The following is an 18,811-nucleotide window of genomic DNA, read 5'->3' on the forward strand; positions in this document are numbered from 1 at the left end:
ACTTTAAACAAGTTTTGCGATCAACAGCAATCAAGCAACAAAGTAACTACCTTCTGTCACCGCTAAAAGTGTCAAAGAAGCGGATAAAGCTTTCAACATTAAAGAAAGGTCGAGTAATCGTACTTAAAACATTAGTGATTTTACCGATAAGGTTTCGACCTACAACAATAACATCATTGTCTTGCAGCGGCACGTTTTGAGACGCATCGCCGGAAAGCGCCTTTTTCGCATCAAGTCTCTGGGTGACGGCTTTACCTCGTTCCGGATCGAAGCGAACAAGAGCAATGTCTCGGAGATTGGCAGTATCCGGATTAATTCCTCCTAAAGCATCTATAAAACTACTACCATTAGGTAGCGTTTGAGTGCCAATTCCACCAGCCGCATAGTTTAAAATGCGGATTCTAATTTGCGGTTGAGCTAGAGTTGAACGAGCTACTAAATTTCGGTCATAACCGTCATCAGCACCAATTTCTCGACGCGGTACAATGATTGCATCACCATCTTGCAGCCGTAAATTAGGTAATGAGCTAGCATTTTGCAACGTGGCATACAAATCAATAGTTTGTGAAATTATAGAACCATCAATTAACTTCCGCCGCACTTGCACTTGTCGCAGGTCTGCGTTTAGTGTCGAACCCCCAGCTATCAGCAACGCATCACCAAGACGGGGTGTCGGCGAAGCGATAGGATAAATTCCTGGACGCGGCACTTCGCCACTAATCGTAACTTGAACTGGTCGCGCCCCTGCCAGCCCGACTGCCACAACCGGATCGACCAAAATGCGACTTAAACCCAAGCGAATTTTTTCTTGAGCTTCTTCCAAACTCAAGCCTTGTACCGAAACTGTTCCCAATTGCGGCACTGTAATATTGCCTTCGGGATTTATTTGCGCTTGAAAACTCAACTCAGGACGTTGCCCTGTCAGTGATAAAGCGACAATTGGATCGACTACAAACCGATTTAAACCAGAGCGAATTTTTCTTTCTGCTTGTTGTAAAGTTAAACCTTGTAGCGACAAGGTTCCCAGTAGTGGCACTGTAATATTGCCTTCGGGATTTATTTGCGCTTGAAAACTCAAATCGGAAAAGCGCTGAACCACAACGCTGATTACATCTCCAGGTCCTAAGCGGTAGCGACCTGGAGGACGCTGAACCGTTATCCCCAATACATCTCCGGGTCCTAAAAGATAGCGACCGAGTTGGGGTGATATTCCGTCGTTTAAACCCGCAGGTGCAAAATCAACACTCGACGGGGGTGAGGGAGGTTGCCCTTGCCCCTGTCTTGGGGAGGGTAAAGGTTGAGCCACAACATCCGGGACAGATATTGTACAGAACACCCCTACCTGAAGACTAACAAGACACAAAGCGCTAAATACACGCCTACAAGAATCGGTAACTATGAACATCGATGCAATCAAGCTAAGTTAAGAAATGCTACGCCGACTCGCTATTTTACTCTCGAAATACTCTGAGTGTCCGCTCTTAATCACAGGTATTTTTATACAATTTATCTTTTTTTGCATTACCTAAGAGCGAAACCTGTTTGATAAAGAAGTGGTCAAAAGTCAGAAGTCAGAAGTTAGATGGGAATAGGTATGTTACTGACACCATAAAGATTGGTTTAAAGCCTCATCTATGAGTGGACGAGAAAAAATTAATAAATATAAAGATTGAAACTCCACCCATAAAGCGATCGAGTTCTCCAAACTCCAAACTCCAAACTCCTAACTCTTAACTCCTAACTCTTAACTTTGCGCCTCCTAACTTTTTTATAAAAAAGCCGCCATTAATGCCCGTTGGACTGTTTCGCCAATAGACTTGGTTAAAGACCAAGTTGTTTCTACCTGCCCCAAAGGTTCCATCGGAATCATAATACTCACGCCAACCCAAGGGGCACGCTGCTTGCGTAACTGTGCTAATTGATCTGCCACAAACCACTGTATAGGTGATGGATTTCCACCATTAGGGAAAGCATACCATTGCAAAACCGCAAATGTTTGCTTATCTGTGGAGGCGCGAAAAAATTGAGCCTCGACTTTAACTTCGGTTGATGCAAGTTTTACCGTAAATTCCGCCGGACGAAATTGAGCTACGTTCCACTGCTGCCAGCTTTGAATCTCTGTCCATTCTACTTCTGGTTGATTTTTGGAATCAGTTTGCGGCAGCAAAAGCAAGATAGCCTGAGTTTGTGTGCCTTGTTTTTTGTTGATTTGCATTAACCATTTGCGTCCGCCAATTTGTTGTTGGCTTTTTTCAATTGTTTCCCAACCAGGAAGGTTTAACCCTTGCTGCCGCAACTGTCTCAACTGCTTGATACTGGTGATAGGAGGCAGCTTTTGCCATTGCCAGTGTCCTGTCAAGTATCCGGGAACAGCTCCTATCACCAGCAGTAGTAGTAACAACAAAAGCGCTGCTAGCTTAGGAAATTGGTTTTCTTTGAGTAATTTAGAAAAGGATATCATAAGTAAAATTTGCAATACTTACGCAAAATTTTACCTGCTAAATCACTTCCTGAGTTCAGTAATCTTGACAGTCCCCTACGTATTTCCCCAAGAGTAAACCGTATAGCGGCTTTTGGCGTTGCTGATCGCTGATTTGATATCTCTCGTAACTGGGCTGCTGCCTTGTTATGCAACCGGAGGTAGAGCGTTCCCAGGCAGAGCCTGGGAACAAGATAATAAGCTGTTCCACATTTAACTTGCATGTATTGGGCGGGCGAGACGCCCACCCCACAAGAAATGTACAATTTCAAATTATGCAAACTAGATGTGGTTTAACTTATCACTTCCTGAGTTCAGTAATCTTGACAGTCCCCCTTTTTTGAATCGAAATTGAGAGTGCGTCTTCGACTAAATCTCCTAACTTCATACGAAGTACGGAGGCGATCGCGTTCAAGACTTGCTGTAGTGTTGGCTTGGGTTGTTGAAGCTCTTCGTAGTGTTCAGCAATAACCTTTAATGTAAAGTCCAGAGTATCGGCAGGAGGATCGCCGATAATATCCTCATCTTCTCCTGTTGCCCACCATCCCATATTTAACTTTTACTTAATTAATGTTACAGTCCGTTTTAATTTGTAACTATACTTTATGATGTTGGTAGATTTTTATATACATGGGTCGTGCAAATATTTATAATCATTTTTAAGTTAAACCCCTTTCCCTCGAATAGTTCCTCCGCTTTTATTACTCCAATCTCATCAAATTATTCGGATAAATCAGGTTCAGTAACTTCACAAAAACCTTCTTTTGTTGACTATTTAGTGACTTTGAAAATAACGCGAATTTAACTGCTGGAAAAAATCAGAAGCATTATAAAGAGTCTCAACAACGCCTGTGCCGTCCCCGGACTATGATAATAATTTTTATCGATGTGATAGTGATATGTTTTCATTGAAAAAATTAATTTATGGCTGGGGTAATCATCTCAAGTTTAAACTCTACTAATCTACTAAAATCATCAGGGATATGGAACAAATATTAAACGAATACTGTAAACAATTTAATCCGGGGCTGCTTCTCCTGAGTATGCCGACTGGTTATGGTAAAACATACAATGTCCTCAACTTTATCTATTATAATTACGAGGAATTTGCTGCTCAAAACAGAAAAATACTGTTTATTACCAACCTCAAGAAAAACTTGCCAATTAACGAACTCAAAGAGCGTTTTATTGCTGACAGAAAAGAAGATGACTTTAACAAACATGTTCTTTTTATTGATTCTAATGTAGATACTGTTGTTAACCGATTACTCAAATTTGATAATGAAATTCCTGATCGATATAAAACAAAAGATTATTCTAAATTAAAATCTCATATAGAAATACTCCAAAATAGTAAACTTCCCAAAGAAGTTAAAGATAGCTGGGAAACAGAAATTCGCAAAAATATTGAGCCAAAATTCCGACAAATTATTAAAAAAGAACTCGATAATAATTTCAAAACAAAAAAAGCCCGCCTCTCAGCCATAAAGAATGATCAAGACTATCAATGGATTGGAAAATTATATCCCGCAGTATTTACAGATGATAAAACTGTTTTTTTCCTTAGTATAGATAAGTTCGTCGCTAAAAACACGACTCTTGTTGAGCCGTCATATTATTTCAATGAACGGTTGATTAATAAACCGCTTATTTTTATTGATGAGTTTGATACTACCAAAGAAGCTGTACTCAACAATATCATTAAATCAGGCTTACAGCATCGAGTGGATCTTCTTGATTTATTCTTGAATATTCATAACCATCTTATGCCAAACGAATGTCCTGAAAAGCTGCTTAAAGAATCCGAAACGTTCAAGAAAAAATCTTCCGTGAAAAATTGGTTATCCCCGCGACAACACATTGAAACCTTTCGAGAGAAAGCCAATCACATATTCACCACATATAAATTACAGCATACCTGTAAATCTCATGAGGACTTTTCAACAAAGCAAAGGAACTTTCTGTTCTATGATTATGAATTTCATTATGTGCTGGATCGTCATAAACGTATCGCTCTAAATTTTAGAATTATTCATGATGCCGACTTTTATGAAAAGATCGAGCAGGAAGACGAATATCTCCCTTCAACAGATAAATTTCAGCGGCAGCACCTCACAATTGAATCAACCATAAATGTCACTGAAGCTATCGTTAAAACAATCATAAAGGAACAGCTTATAAAGCGTGATATTAGCTCTCGAACATTGAACCTGTTTGATTGGTCTAAACTTGAATTAAAAGGAGTTTGGACTTTTGTTGCTTGGGATGAAGATGAAAATCACGTTATTTTTATGGAAATCCAACCGAATGGTAGTTTTGAATTCTATGAAAGTGAAGAACGAGGCATATTTAACTGGGAAAAATTTGACAAATATAAAGATGCTATGACAGATAGTAGCTCTGGAGATAAAACCAGGACATTGGAAGGTCTTGTTATTTCTGATACAGGTGATATAAATCAGATATTCCGTACCGATGAAATTACCATTCCTGAGCTTTCTAAAATTGAAGCTATTATCAACGAAGTCGAAACTGAGTTTCCCGAAAATAAGCGAAGTGGAAACGCTTTGGCAGCGTTGATACAAGAATTTATGACTGAAAGTTCTAGGAAAGATAATGAAGATATTGTGATATTTTCCGATGAATTGCAAATTTTGGGTAGCAATGAACTAGACAAAAAAAGCTTTAAAAAACTTCTGAATGAAAGGCTAGGAAAGAGTTCAAATATTTCATCTGAATTACGGAACTATCTTCTAAACAAACATAACATAAGGCTGATTTTTTCCAAACAGAAGGAAAATCTTGAAGATTTATTTGACGCTTCTCTCAATATAAAATATTTCGGTGAAACTGAAAAAGAAGCATATTATTTCGTGGGAGATCGAAATGTAAAAGATTATTCTTTCAACGATGCCTGTCATCTTCGTAAAATCGTTGCGGTGAATGAGTCGAAATTGATATTCAGACAACTCCTTCAAACTATGGATGTTGATTTTGTCCGCACGGGGCAAAGTACCGTAATCCCTTTTGCATTTAAGTATATTAGGGAGTATAAAAATTTTGGCGTTGCTAAATAACTGTATGAATCGGTATTAATCAACTACTGGGACACATATTCCCACACAAACAATACTAATTATCCCAATTCAATATCACTCCCCCAATGGGGGATTTTTTAGGGCAATGAGCGAAAAACACCGCCATGAACAGCAAATTTACAGTTTATTACCACAAAGCTTTTGGACACCACCTCGTACACCCATTGGATATTATCGCGCTTGCGGAGGGAAAGAGAGTTATTGCTGTGCCGAGGTGGAGTAAGACCAATAAACCGCAAGGTGGAAAGGCATCTGTCGTTGAAGCCAGAAGCCTACACTTACCCGAAGGGTAAGTGTGGGTAGTTCACCTTTCGTCTTCTGGCAAAGTTGCTTCAGGTTCGGAAAAATATCTATCAAGTCGATTGAGAATAGGCACTAACAAAAGCAGCATAATGGCAGAGTATAAGTCTCCACCCCAACTGTCATGCAGCCATTCAAAAGCTGCCTGTTGTCCTGTGCCATGAAAGAAACTCAGTAAAGTGTTGCGAATGATATTCGCGGTGATGCTGAGGACAACAGCTGTAGATAAAAACCAAATAGTTGTGCGACGCGATGATAAAGCACCTGTCCAATAAAGCAGCATTAAGCAGACGTATAAGGTAGTAAATAACATCTTCAACCCCGCACAGTAAGGGGCAACTTCCACAATGCGTCCCCCGACGAAGATATTTGTGCCATCCACAGCTACTTGCAGACCAAACTGACTTAGGATGAAGCCAGCGGTACCAGCGATGAAGCTTTGCAGAGGCAAGGTGTAGGGAGCGATGAGGTAAGGTAATGCTGTTGGAGTTGCCAAAAACACTAATAGTAGGGCAAATCCTTGCAATTTAAAGCCGGGAATTCCTTTTAACCACAAGCACAATCCTGTTAGGATGGCGGGGAAGGAAAGGTTAACCCATTCGGTGACACCGCTAAGATAAAAAATTGCCCCGATTATCAGCAAGACTACACCCAAAGGATGATTGACATCTGGCAGTCGTTGCCATTTTTTTCGGTTTATCCAGCTCAGATAAGCGGCAAAAGGTATACCAATAATACCGTGGCTAAAATATTCGTGTTCTGTACTAATACTTTTGTTTAGCCAACCATCGAACCAGTGCAACAATATTGGCGCATAAAGCAGCGCTAATACACCGAGAATGGCGAAGCTGAACAATTGTGTTGCGTTTCTGTTTTGAATCTGACGCTGGAATGTCATAATTTTCAGCGATTTAATATTAAATATTTCAAATTTGCGCTTTGGCTAACAGCTCATAATTAAATGATAATGAGCAATTAGCCATTGTGATTAAATGCACAACAACTGTTGTTGTTCGCCACTGAGGATTGATGCCAAGGCTGCGACAACTTCTTTGACTTGGCTATGGCTTAAGCCTGGGTACATGGGTAATGATAAGATTTGCTTTGCCTGCTTTTCTGCTTGGGGAAAGTCTCCAACTTGATAACCTAAGTCGGTAAATGCCGGCTGGAGATGGCAGGGAATTGGATAGTGAATGCCTGTTTGAATTCCTGCTGCTGTGAGTTGTTCCTGGATTTGTTGGCGTTCAAGCACGCAAGAATCATCGATTTTGATGACATAAAGGTGATAAACGTGTCCTGTGCCACTTTGGTTTTGCATGGGGATGATACCTAGCCGATTTAAGGGTGCTAATTCAGCATCATACTGTTGGGCAATGTTCAGGCGATCGCTATTCCAATTCGGCAAATATGGTAGTTTCTCTAGCAACACTGCCGCTTGCATCGTATCCAAACGGCTATTCGTCCCCGCTTCGGTATGATAATACTTCGACGATGCGCCGTAATTCCGCAAGCGTGTCATTTTCTGGGCAACATCTGCATCTTTTGTTAGCAGTATTCCCCCATCCCCAAATGCGCCTAAATTTTTACTCGGATAAAAACTAAATGCTGCTGCTATCCCCACCGAACCGGCGCGATATCCATCGCGTTCGGCTAAATGCGCTTGTGCCGCATCTTCAAAAATTAGTACTTTGTATCTATCGGCAAAGTCTAACAACTGCTGTGGCGATACCATTTGTCCATAAAGATGCACGGGGATAATCGCTTTGGTATGCGGCGTAATTGCTCTTGCTGCCGCTTCTAAATCAATTAAGGCTGTTTTGGGATCGCAATCGACAAAAACCGGTTTTGCTCCCGCTCGCAGCACGCCAATTAGGGTAGCGACAAAGGTGTTTGCTGGCAAAATTACTTCATCGCCGGCACCAATATTACACGCTTGCAAGCCAAGAGCGATCGCATCCGTTCCGGAAGCAACACCAATACCGTATTTTGTCCCAGACTCCGCTGCAAATGCTGTCTCAAATTCTTTTAAGGCTTGCCCTAAAATAAAATCTCCCTTTTCAAATACAGCCTGCATTGCCTGCTGCAATTGAGTTTTCATCGATTGGTGTTGTATCTTCAGGTCTACAAAAGGAATTCTAATTGTCATATTATTCTTTTTCAGAAAGCCTCAAAATTAATCTCAAAATCCGGTTTTTTCACATCTAATCCATTTTTGACTGAATACCCAAGTTTGGGTGATTTCTGATTATGAAGTATTTGTGAACTTTTTATTAAGTTTTTCTTTAGTTACCATTTTTATTTTTAGCCAAAAAGGATTGTATCTTTCATTTATTGTCAGATTTTATAAACTTATTACCGACAAAGTAAAAAATTATATTGAATATTTATTTTATTTATTTACCCAAAAAAATAACTATAAATGTGAAGCGCGTTAGCGTAGCTTACCGTAGGTATCGCTTTCACAATTTTCCCGAAAACAGCCTCAGTAAATTCAAGGAAAAAAATAATTTTTCCGGAAATGGGATTGAGTATATAAACGGAAAATTTTCCCTTTATATATTAAGAATCGGAAAATTTTATCCTTAGCGTTATCGTACCCACATCAAATGCAAAACTAACGCGCTTGTGGCATTAAAACCTAAACTAAGGTACAGCAGCGAGTTCAAAGAAAGCCCCTGCGCCTTTATTAACACGCTTGCGGTGGGAAAAGAAGTGCATGTTTTTTCTTACCCCTTTCCCCAAATAATTGCCATTCGTCTATTAGATAATTAGTGAACTGCAACGGCGATGTCTACCAACAAGCCACTATACGTGTAGGCATTGCTTACCAAAACGCATTCACATACCATAAACTTAATACACGAGTCGCATTCTCAAAGTATTTCTTGTTTTACTCAGCACTCAATAATTTTAAGTAAGATAAAAAATTTTGCGGCAAAATTGTTTATCGGCAGCAAAATTGGGGAATGCTTAAGTTAGCAAACAATAACCCATAAATAGGGGTTATATAAATTACAGTATCAAACAATTATCAAGGTAACAGTGGCAATGGTAGAGCCGGAAAACAAATTGTTTGCCCTCAAGGATGGTTGGGCTTCCCAGGAAACAAAAGAACAACAACGACTAAAAGCATTGTTGGAACTAGGTTTGCGGCAATCAGAAACGATTCCTGTTTTTGAAGAAGCGACTCAAACTGCTGCCCACTTTTTGGATGCCCCAATTTCCATATTGGGATTTGTCGATCAAGACCGTCATTGGTTCAAGTCAGCGGTAGGCTTATCGAGACTGGGAATCATGAATCAGCTGGCGCAAACTCGTCAACTGTTACGCCGGGAATCGTTTTGCACCCAGGTGGTAGAGACTTCGCAAATAGTGGTTATCACCGATACGCGAAAAATCACGGATGCAGAACTGCAAAGTAGCAAATTGGTAAAAGATTATGGCATTCGCGCTTACATGGGGGCACCGCTAATTGATGCTTCTGGGCATTGTCTGGGTTCGCTGGCAGTCATGTATCTCAAGGAACACGAATTTTCCCATCGAGATATTGAGTTTCTACAAATCATAGCTCGTTGGTGCATGAGTGAATTCGAGCGCAATCGACTTTTGCAATCAAAGCCAGAAAGCACTGACAATAACGCTTCTCATTTCTCATTTAAGGATGAGCAGCGCAGCGAAATCAGAATCACCACACCCCTAATAGAAAAAGATTCCGATCCTACCAAGGAACTGAAGTTGGAACTATTGGGGCAGCTAACTCAGGAGTTGCGTACACCGTTGACATCTGTGTTAGGTATGGCTAGTGTTTTGGGACGTGAGATTTATGGACCTTTGACGACTAAGCAAAGAGAATATCTAGAAATTATTCAACACAGTGGTCGATACTTGCTTTCGTTGGTAAATGAAATTAGCGAACTCGGAACAGTGGATGAAAGTCCGAATGTGCTGAATCTAGCTCCTATGGATATTGAAATGCTGTGTCAACAAGCTATCAATACTTTAGAAGAAGCAGCCAACCGTCGCGAGCAAGATATTCGCTTGTCGATAGAACCAAACCGCAGTCGCATTTGGACTTTGGATAAAGACAAGGTGCGACAAATGCTTTATCACCTGGTTTTCAGCGTGATTCAACTTTCTGCTACAGGTAGCGTTGTTCGCATTCATGTTTCTAACAAGGAAGATACACTCAACATTACTGTCTGGGTATCGCATCCCTGGTTGGGAGACGGTATAACCGAGGTCGATCCTTATTTTCGTCTAAGTCCACTAGCGTTGGTGGAACTGACTGCTGAGGCTGCAAGCTACAATATTCATCAGAAAAATCAAGAGCAAGTAAGGAGTTTGCCATTAGTAGAGTTGGATGATTCAAATTCATACGAATTTGGTGTTGATTCCAACTTAGATTTAACTAAGCCGCATAAAAGCATGTCTCGCGAAAGTTTGGGTCTGTTGCTTAGTTGTCATCTGGCTTCTTTGCATGGTGGGCAAATTTCGATTCAAGGTTCACCAGAATCAGGATACCGCTATGTGCTTTCTTTACCATTAAAAATAGCGACAACAGAAAAAGTTAGTGATATCTGATGCAGATCGTATGCCGATCGCGTTTGAGGATGGCAAAAACATTTGTTATGTTGGCACTGATTCCGGGAATTTTCGCTCTTATGCGTCGAAAATCAGCTATTTAGTCTATTTATCACAAGAGTGAGAAAAACTTAAGATTGATTGTTGCGATAGTCGTCACCGATAAAGGTAAAATTTGCTTTTGGTGACGACTGCGATCGCGCAAGTTTTTATTACCAAAGATGTCATGAAGCATTATATAGACGTGACTGTAGATTTTTAGTCTTTAAAGATACCAGTAAAGTCTTGTTATCAGAGCATTTTACCTTCGTAGGGGGAAAGGGTAAAAAAGGAAAAATATTGGATACTTTCCCATGCACCCCTTTCCCCACCACAAATGTTGGCTATACCTAAATATTTTATTTCCTGCTGGCTGCAATCTACTTTTATCATCACAGTTGGCAGTATATATTTTCCAAAGTAAACATACCTTATTAACACTCCCCCATGCTGATATCATGAAGTTATTAACTTATACGTAAGTAGGGACATGTATCAAATTATTGTTACAGCGTCGATTTAGAATGAGCAAAGACCTCATGTGTCTTTGTTTTCAACTAATTTTGTCAAAGGTATAACTTAAGACTGATGTTTGATTGTAGTAAATTTGCCTTCATGATAAATTAATTAGTTGACTCATGAGCTATATCAGACAAATGCGGCAGAGCTTTCTTCGGATATCACAGTGCATCCTAATTTTCTTTTCGATGTTATGTATCCCCCAATTTAGATTCCCGGTTAGAAATCAGTGAAATGTATAGTTGTTCATTTTTCGATTGATTCAATTGATGACTCATATTTACGCTTGTAGGCTTAACGTTTTCATCATCGCTTAAGTCAATATCAGCGTGTAAATATGTATTCGTTATTTCTTCGGCAGTTATTAAGCTTAGTGCTATAACTGTTCAATTTCTGCTGCAAACAATATTTATAAATTACTGAATTAAAAGGAAAATTGAAGTGAGCAAACATTTTTTAACAACAAAAGATAGTCAATTGAGTTCAGAAACACATTTGTTAAATAACTCTCATCAAGATTCTGGATTCCCAAAATTTCCACAATCTATCAATAAGCTTAGTTCCCTGCGAGTCAAATCTTCTTTATGGCAAAAGTTTGCTAATCTTTCTATTGCTCGCAAACAGTTGATTGTATTGATTGCTTCGGAACTAATAGCAATTTTGGGGCTGGGTATTGTTAGTAGATATTTAACTACAAGTAATCTTCAAGCTTTGTCACTGGAACAAGCTAAGTCAGAAGTTGCAGTTACAGATATGGCTTACAATATTAAAGTCGATCAAATGGGCTATGGTTTTCGAGGGCAATCAGATAATACTGCAATTATTAGAGCGGCAAATCTCAATGCTTCTGGTCAACTTATAAGTCCATACTTGAAGGCACAAGTCAAGCAAATTCTGACAAATGAAATCAAAGCAAGAAAAATAGAATATGCTACGCTTGTTGGCAAAGATTTCAAGATTATAGTCAATGCCAATGCTGACCGTCAAGGGGAAATTTTTAATCCGGACAATTTAGTTAGTGAAGTTTTCAACTATCCAAAACAGGTTAAAGCTACTCGCATTGTCAAATGGTCGGAACTAAGGCGAGAATCGCCACCTCTACCAAATGGATTTAGAAATAAAGATGCACTAATTCGTTATACAGTTACCCCGGTGAAAAATCCGGAAACAAACGTAGTAATCGGTGCTTTAGTTTCTGGGGATATAGTCAACGGCAAAAACTCAATTTTCCGAGATGCATTGACAACTACTGCTGGTGGCTATAGCGCAGTTTATTTTCGCCAGCCAACAGGAGAATTTACCTTAGCAACATCTTTAGCTCAAAACGAATCGGAGAAACTCTCAAATTTCGACTTACCTCAAACAGGTAAATCGTTACTAGAAACAGCATTAAATTCGGCAGGTGAAGCAGTCACAGCGCGGATGAAAATTGACAATGAAACTTACACTGTAGCGACGAAGGCTGTACCCTACAAAATTATCCAAGCAGATGATGAGCCGATTGCTATTTTTAGTAAGCAGCCTGTGGCTATTTTAGTGCGGGTAACTCCAGAAACAGCGTTGAATAAATTGCTTGCAGATAGTTTTTGGGTGCAGTTGTTGACGATTATTTTGGCATTAACGATTATCTTGATTTGGGCTTTGATTCAGAGACGGACAATTATTAAACCGATTCAGCAGCTACAGCGAACAGCGTTAAAATATGCAGCAGGCGATCGCGCTGCTCGTGCAGAAATTTTTTCAGCTGATGAAGTTGGACAATTAGCTCTCAGTTTCAACCAATTAGCAAACAAGATTACTCAACAAATCCGCAAACAAGAAGATGAAGTAAAACTAGCAAAACTAGTTAATGAAATTACTGCTCGTTGCCGTGGCTCTCTGAATACTCAGTACATTTTGACTGCTGCTGTAACGAGTGTACAAGCAGCTCTCGAAGCAGATAGAGTTATTGTCTACAAATTTGATGAAAAGTGGCAAGGCAAGATAATTGCTGAATCGCTAAATCCTGAATTCCCGGTAGCTTTAGGAACAGAAATCGCCGATCCTTGTTTTGCCGACAGTTATGTAGAAAAGTACCAGAAAGGACGCGTGCTAGCGATCGCAAACATTTATGCAGCTGGTTTGACTGATTGTCACATAGCTCAGTTGGAACAATTTGATGTCAAAGCAAATTTAGTTGCACCGATTTTGATTAACAATAAACTTTATGGTTTGCTCATCGCTCATCAATGTTCTCGTCCCCGTCAATGGCAAGAATTAGAAATTAATTTGTTGAGGCAAGTGACAATTCCGATTGGCTATGCTCTAGAGCAAGCATCACTCATCGAAAAAGTTGAAAATGCCAACTCTTATGCTGAAATTTTCTCCGATGAGCAATCTCAACAACAACAATTACTACAACAGCAGATTCTCAAATTGCTCAAAGATATCGACAAAGCATCTCAAGGCGATTTGACAGTTAAGGCAGAAGTGATATCTGGGGAAATAGGCATTATCGCTGAGAATTTTAACACTATAATCGATAATCTCAAAGCAATTGTGGCGAAAGTACAATCATCTACCTCTCAGCTAAATATAGCTGTTAATGAAAACGAAGATGCAATTCGACAACTATCTGAAAAAGCGCTTACACAAGACACTAAAATCAACTCCACTTTAGATAGCGTTCATCAAATAAAGCGGGATCTGCAATCAATGTCAGAAAACGCTCAAAAAGCTGCGTCCTTCGCTCAGACAGCCACTTTTAATGCTCAAGAAAGCGGAACGGCAATAGATTTGACGATGCAAAACATGTTGAATTTGCGCTCCACAATTTACGATATGGCAAAAAAAATAAAGCGTTTGCGAGAATCTTCACAACAAATTAGCCGTATAGTTTCTTTGATTGACGAGATAGGAACGCGAACCAACATATTAGCATTCAATGCGGAATTAGAAGCTGGCAGAATTAATCAAGACAATAACAGTTTTTTGCTATTTGCTACAGAGCTAGGAGAACTAGCTATACGATGTACAGGTGCTACCCAAGAAATTGAGCAAATAGCGAAAAACACGCAACGAGAAACACAAGAAGTTGTCAAGGCAATCGAGTTGGGAACTTCGGAAGTGGTGAAAGGAACGCACATTGTAGAAGATGTGAAAAAATCCCTAAATCAAATTTTGAATGTATCCCAGCAACTTGATAATTTAGTGCAATCTATTTCTCAGGCAACAGTATCTCAGGTGGAAACATCCCAAGCAGTTACAAAACTTCTATCAGAAATTTATCAAGTATCAGAACTTACTAGTAGTTCCCAGAAAATTTCTCAATCTTTGCAAAAAACTGTAGACATTGCTCAAGAATTGCAAACAAATGTAAGTAAGTTCAAAATCAGTTAGTCAAAATTTACTTACGTTTGTAGCGATCGCCTATATCTAATAAAATCTTTCATTAGGAAATAAGAGCGCAATTAATTCCTAATGAAAGGAACTACTCGCATTACAATCGAGTCCAAGTTCGAGCTGATTGTTAATTGATCGCAGTTTTCTTTATGAATTTAGTCTGGCAAAGATTCACTTTATCTTACTTGCCCCTTAAACAATATCTCACAACTAGCTACCTGCACCGTTTTCTAGTCGGGTTGTTGAGTTCCTGGCGGCAAGGCAGTATCCTAATGCAATGGGGAGACACAATCGCGGCTGCTTTATTGAGTGTCGTGTATGCTCTTGCGCCTTTTGTATCGACTACACTTATCGGGTTATTGCTGACGGGTTGTGTGGGATTTTGGCTGTTGTTGACTTTATCGGATGAACCAGCACCCGGAAATCAGCCGACTGTCACTCCGATTCACTTGTTGGTATTGCTTTACTGGGCTGTTGCTGCTGTCGCTACAGCATTATCACCAGTAAAAAAGGTGGCGGTTAATGATTTGACAACGTTAACGCTCTATTTGTTGCTGTTTGTCCTTTGTGCTAGGGTGTTGAGGTCGCCTCGCATCCGCTCTTGGATGATTGTCCTGTACTTGCATGTATCGCTGATTGTCAGTATTTATGGGATGCGGCAATGGTTTTTTGGCGCTCCTCCCCTAGCAACTTGGGTCGATCAAGAATCTACTTTTGCTAAAACTACAAGGGTTTATAGTTATTTGGGCAATCCTAACTTACTTGCTGGATACCTTCTACCCGCTGTGGTTTTCAGCTTGGTTGCCGTGTTTGTCTGGCAAGGTGGAATCAAGAAAGCTCTAGCATTAACGATGTTTGTTGTCAATACTGCTTGCCTAATTTTTACTTTTAGTCGTGGTGGCTGGATTGGGCTAGTTGTGGCACTTTTAATTGTGATGGCATTGTTGGTTTATTGGTGGAGTATAGAAATGCCTCCTTTTTGGCGAACTTGGTCGCTACCAATTATTTTGGGAGGTTTGATTAGCGTATTGCTGCTAGCGGTGATATTTGTAGAGCCGGTACGTTTGCGATTTTTGAGTATTTTTGCCGATCGCAGCAAAGACAGCAGTAATAATTTTCGCCGCAATGTTTGGGATGCTGTTTTTGAAATGATTCGCGATCGCCCAATTATCGGTATTGGTCCTGGTCACGGCTCTTTTAATAAAATTTACCCGCTTTACCAACACCCTCGTTATACTGCTTTGAGTGCCTATTCGATTTTGTTAGAGGTGACTGTAGAAACTGGCTTTGTTGGTTTAGCCGCTTTCCTCTGGTTACTAATAGTAACTTTTAATACAGCATTTTTACAACTGCAACGCTTGCGAAAATTCAGAAGTGCCGATGGCTTTTGGTTAATTGGAGCGATCGCCACAATGGCAGGTATACTCGCTCATGGCACAGTAGATACTGTATTTTATCGTCCTGAAGTCAATAGCGTTTGGTGGCTAGTAGTTGGTTTGATTGCCAGCTATTACACATACACACCTCAAGACCAAAGTCAAGAAGAAGGGTGTAGGGTGTAGGGTGTGGGGGAGCCACTGCGGTGGACGGGTTTCCCGGCATAAAGGAGCCAGCGCGTTGGGCGGCTCTGCCGACTTGAAGCGTCTGGCGTCAAGTGGCGTTGTGGGGTAATTGGGGGAACGCAAGTACCCACCAGCAGAAAGCCTACTTTTATAACAAACTGAAAAAAGAAGAAAGAGGCTATGAATCCCTTCTTTCTTCTTTTTCGTGATTCCCCTATTTTTATCCAAAATAAGCAACTGAAGCGGCGAATATCTTATTCTCTGTAAGTCGAAGTACCTACGGTGTTTGGGTCGCGATAGCGGCTTGCATCTTCACGGCGGTTTTTACCAGCTAAACCAGCTAGACCTAATAAACCTACTAATCCTAACCAACCCCAATCAAAATCATTTCTTTCATAAGTTGCTGTTGTTGTGCTTGGGGCAGTTGTTGTGGTTCCATCTGTGTTGCTGGTTCCACTATTAGATTGAGCTTGTGCAGGTAATGTTAAGGGCAACATTGTCATACTCAACGCGAAAACGCCAGCGCCAATAACTTTGGTGAGATTACTTTTCATAAATGTTTGTTCTTGATCGGTTCGTTTGTTACTCACCAATTTATCTACTTCAAAGATTAATTGAATCAATCTACAGCTATAAACTCAACTTTCTCTAAACTCACGCTGAGGATAGACAAATGCTGCTCACTTGAAGTTGTGGCTCACTCTGATGTAGTAGTCGCGTTTGTCACCCTGCGGCTTAATAATTCTTCATCGCCCGTTGAATATCGCGTTGATCTTGGCGTCGTTTCAAGTCTTCTCGCTTATCGTGCAGCTTTTTACCTTTGCCTAGAGCGATACTTACTTTTACTAAACCTCGTTTCAGATACATTTTTAAAGGAACTAAAGTTAAACCTTGCTGTTCCACCTTGCCAATTAGCTTGCGGATTTCTTGGCGATGCAGCAGCAGCTTGCGCGTGCGGCGCGGTTCATGGTTAAAATATTGTCCACTAGCAGTGTAAGGGGAGATATGTACGTTCAAAAGCCATGCTTCGCCGTCGCGAATCAAAGCATAGCCATCTTGGAGATTAACTTTTCCCGCACGGATTGACTTAACCTCGGTGCCTGTCAACTGAACTCCAGCCTCGTAGGTTTCCAAGATTTCGTACAAATAACGGGCTTGCCGATTATCGCTTACAACTTTGTAACTGTCGCTTTTCTCGCTCATTGAGTATTTTGCTTGCGTCAAATTTGCCTAAAAATTCGTGTTTAGTTGTTGCTAAACTTTAGTGGGGGATATTAAACCACTATAAATGCTTTACTCGATATCAGTGTTATCTTATTAATTTAACGTGCGAGGTGATTTATTTAGTAAGTATTAATTTATAGTTATAAAAAGGGCGATCGCCTTCAAGTACTCGTTTAGTGATGACAAATCATAAAACTATCTGCCCGCATCACACACCTGAAGAAAATGAGTTAAAATTTATTAAGCTATTGTAAGAATTTAAGATTTTATTTATAAATCAACCCAAAGGCAGTTACTAGCTGTTTATGCTGTCATAGTATGAAACATAAGAGTACTATTGTTGCTTAAGTCTACTGATATTGCTCATAGAAGCAAATTGTTTATTCAAAAAAATGCTAGGGGTGTACTGTCCATGCCCTTGACGATCCTTGTAGTGGATGACGACCTGGGCACTCGTCTGTCTATCAGCGATTATCTTGAATTATCTGGCTACATAGTAATTACAGCTGATGATGGTCAAGAGGCTCTGGAGATTGTGGAAGAGTACCATCCCGATCTGATTGTCACCGATATTGTCATGCCCCGAATGAATGGCTATGAATTGGTGCGCCAGGTGCGTCAAAAACCAGCGTTTCGTTTGTTACCGGTAATTTTGTTAACGGCAAGAATAAAGACTCAGGAAAGAATCTTGGGCTATCAGTCAGGGTGCGATTTATATTTGCCCAAGCCTTTTGAGTTAGAAGAGTTAGCCGCAGCGATTCGGAATTTATTAGAGCGATCGCAAATCATGAAATCAGAGTATGGCTTTTCTCATCAAGAAAATCCAGGTAATTCTGCGCCTAAAGTTGCTGACTCTTATAATCATGTTAATCATTTTGAGAAGGGAGAAGTACTTTTATCTTTAAGTTCTAGAGAACAGGAAGTCCTCTACCTGTTAACTCATGGTCTTTCTAATGCCCAGATGGGTAATCAGTTACATCTAAGTCCTCGGACAGTAGAAAAGTACGTTAGCAGCTTACTAAAGAAAACTGATACCAACAACCGCGCCGAACTGGTGCGTTTTGCGATTACGCACGGTTTAGTTAAATAACAGCTAATCACACCTTGATTACTGGCTGGTGACGTGTTTTAAAAGACCTTGACAAGCATCTACGAGTAAATCAATCACCTGATTAAATCCCTCTGAACCGCCATAGTAGGGGTCTGGAACTTCTGGAATAGTGTACCCAGAGCAAAAGTCACACATCAAACGCACTTTCTGACGATACAGCCCAGTTGGATCGAGAGAGAGGATATCTTCATAATTCTCTCGATCCATAGCCAAAATCAAATCAAAATCTTGAAAATCTGACTTTTGAAACTGTCGGGCTGAACCATGTAATTTAATTCCCAACTTTTGAATAGCCGCAGCACTCATGCGTCTGTCAGGTGGGCTACCAATGTGGTAACTAGATGTCCCTGCAGAGTCACAGAGAATGCTTTCGCTCAAGCCTGCCTGCTCGATTAAATGATACATGATATTTTCTGCCGATGGCGATCGGCAAATATTCCCCAGGCAGACAAAAAGCAGCTTATAAGGCATAAAAATCGGTTTTGCGCGTCAGTCGTTAGTTGTTAGTTGTTAGTTG

Annotated in this window: 14 protein-coding genes; 6 read left to right on the forward strand and 8 right to left on the reverse strand. The window is 40.2% G+C overall.

What is annotated here, in order from left to right; all coding sequences use genetic code 11:
- Positions 1–46: 46 nt before the first annotated feature.
- The 3 genes from AABK37_RS01400 to AABK37_RS01410 form a co-directional block, all read right to left on the reverse strand.
- A complete protein-coding gene (locus AABK37_RS01400) occupies positions 47–1,405 on the reverse strand; it encodes a polysaccharide biosynthesis/export family protein (protein ID WP_432549831.1) in 1,359 nt (452 codons plus the stop codon).
- 363 nt (positions 1,406–1,768) lie between these two features.
- Positions 1,769–2,461: a cyanoexosortase B system-associated protein gene (locus AABK37_RS01405; RefSeq protein WP_432549832.1), complete on the reverse strand. Its 693-nt coding sequence runs from the start codon at positions 2,459–2,461 to the stop codon at positions 1,769–1,771.
- Positions 2,462–2,780: 319 nt separating this feature from the next.
- Positions 2,781–3,029: a hypothetical protein gene (locus tag AABK37_RS01410; RefSeq protein WP_432549833.1), complete on the reverse strand. Its 249-nt coding sequence runs from the start codon at positions 3,027–3,029 to the stop codon at positions 2,781–2,783.
- A 433-nt stretch (positions 3,030–3,462) separates the two neighbouring features.
- Here AABK37_RS01410 and AABK37_RS01415 point away from each other — a divergent pair, with 433 nt between their 5' ends.
- Positions 3,463–5,556 carry a hypothetical protein gene (locus AABK37_RS01415; protein ID WP_432549834.1) on the forward strand — a complete coding sequence of 698 codons (2,094 nt, stop codon included), beginning with the start codon at positions 3,463–3,465 and terminating at the stop codon, positions 5,554–5,556.
- A gap of 125 nt (positions 5,557–5,681) precedes the next feature.
- On the forward strand, positions 5,682–5,870 hold the full coding sequence (locus AABK37_RS01420) for a hypothetical protein (RefSeq protein WP_432549835.1): 189 nt from the start codon (positions 5,682–5,684) through the stop codon (positions 5,868–5,870).
- A gap of 11 nt (positions 5,871–5,881) precedes the next feature.
- Here the strand turns inward: AABK37_RS01420 and crtB are convergent, their stop codons facing one another.
- Complete coding sequence (crtB, locus tag AABK37_RS01425; RefSeq protein WP_432549836.1) at positions 5,882–6,775, reverse strand: cyanoexosortase B; 894 nt, start codon at positions 6,773–6,775, stop codon at positions 5,882–5,884.
- Between the two features lie 90 nt (positions 6,776–6,865).
- Positions 6,866–8,023, reverse strand: coding sequence for a DegT/DnrJ/EryC1/StrS family aminotransferase (locus AABK37_RS01430; RefSeq protein WP_432549837.1), 1,158 nt, complete (start codon positions 8,021–8,023; stop codon positions 6,866–6,868).
- 902 nt (positions 8,024–8,925) lie between these two features.
- Between AABK37_RS01430 and AABK37_RS01435 the strand changes: the two genes are divergently transcribed.
- The 3 genes from AABK37_RS01435 (at position 8,926) to AABK37_RS01445 (ending at position 15,959) form a co-directional block, all read left to right on the forward strand.
- Complete coding sequence (locus AABK37_RS01435; protein WP_432549838.1) at positions 8,926–10,458, forward strand: GAF domain-containing sensor histidine kinase; 1,533 nt, start codon at positions 8,926–8,928, stop codon at positions 10,456–10,458.
- Between the two features lie 999 nt (positions 10,459–11,457).
- Entirely contained in the window at positions 11,458–14,394 is a 2,937-nt protein-coding gene (locus tag AABK37_RS01440) for a methyl-accepting chemotaxis protein (protein WP_432549839.1), read from the forward strand.
- Between the two features lie 152 nt (positions 14,395–14,546).
- Positions 14,547–15,959, forward strand: a complete 1,413-nt coding sequence (locus AABK37_RS01445) for an IctB family putative bicarbonate transporter (protein WP_432549840.1) — start codon at positions 14,547–14,549, stop codon at positions 15,957–15,959.
- A 254-nt stretch (positions 15,960–16,213) separates the two neighbouring features.
- Here the strand turns inward: AABK37_RS01445 and AABK37_RS01450 are convergent, their stop codons facing one another.
- Positions 16,214–16,513 (reverse strand): WGxxGxxG family protein, encoded by a 300-nt coding sequence (locus AABK37_RS01450; protein ID WP_432549937.1) that lies wholly within the window; start codon positions 16,511–16,513, stop codon positions 16,214–16,216.
- Between the two features lie 181 nt (positions 16,514–16,694).
- Complete coding sequence (smpB, locus tag AABK37_RS01455; protein ID WP_039753509.1) at positions 16,695–17,162, reverse strand: SsrA-binding protein SmpB; 468 nt, start codon at positions 17,160–17,162, stop codon at positions 16,695–16,697.
- A gap of 433 nt (positions 17,163–17,595) precedes the next feature.
- On the opposite strand from smpB, the gene AABK37_RS01460 reads away from it, so the two are divergent.
- Positions 17,596–18,273 carry a response regulator transcription factor gene (locus tag AABK37_RS01460; protein ID WP_432549841.1) on the forward strand — a complete coding sequence of 226 codons (678 nt, stop codon included), beginning with the start codon at positions 17,596–17,598 and terminating at the stop codon, positions 18,271–18,273.
- A gap of 18 nt (positions 18,274–18,291) precedes the next feature.
- Here AABK37_RS01460 and AABK37_RS01465 read toward each other — a convergent pair whose 3' ends face one another.
- A complete protein-coding gene (locus tag AABK37_RS01465) occupies positions 18,292–18,765 on the reverse strand; it encodes a low molecular weight protein-tyrosine-phosphatase (RefSeq protein WP_432549842.1) in 474 nt (157 codons plus the stop codon).
- Between the last annotated feature and the right edge of the window lie 46 nt (positions 18,766–18,811).

It is taken from the genome of Tolypothrix sp. VBCCA 56010 (assembly GCF_050875635.1).
In the GTDB taxonomy this organism is placed as follows: domain Bacteria; phylum Cyanobacteriota; class Cyanobacteriia; order Cyanobacteriales; family Nostocaceae; genus Hassallia.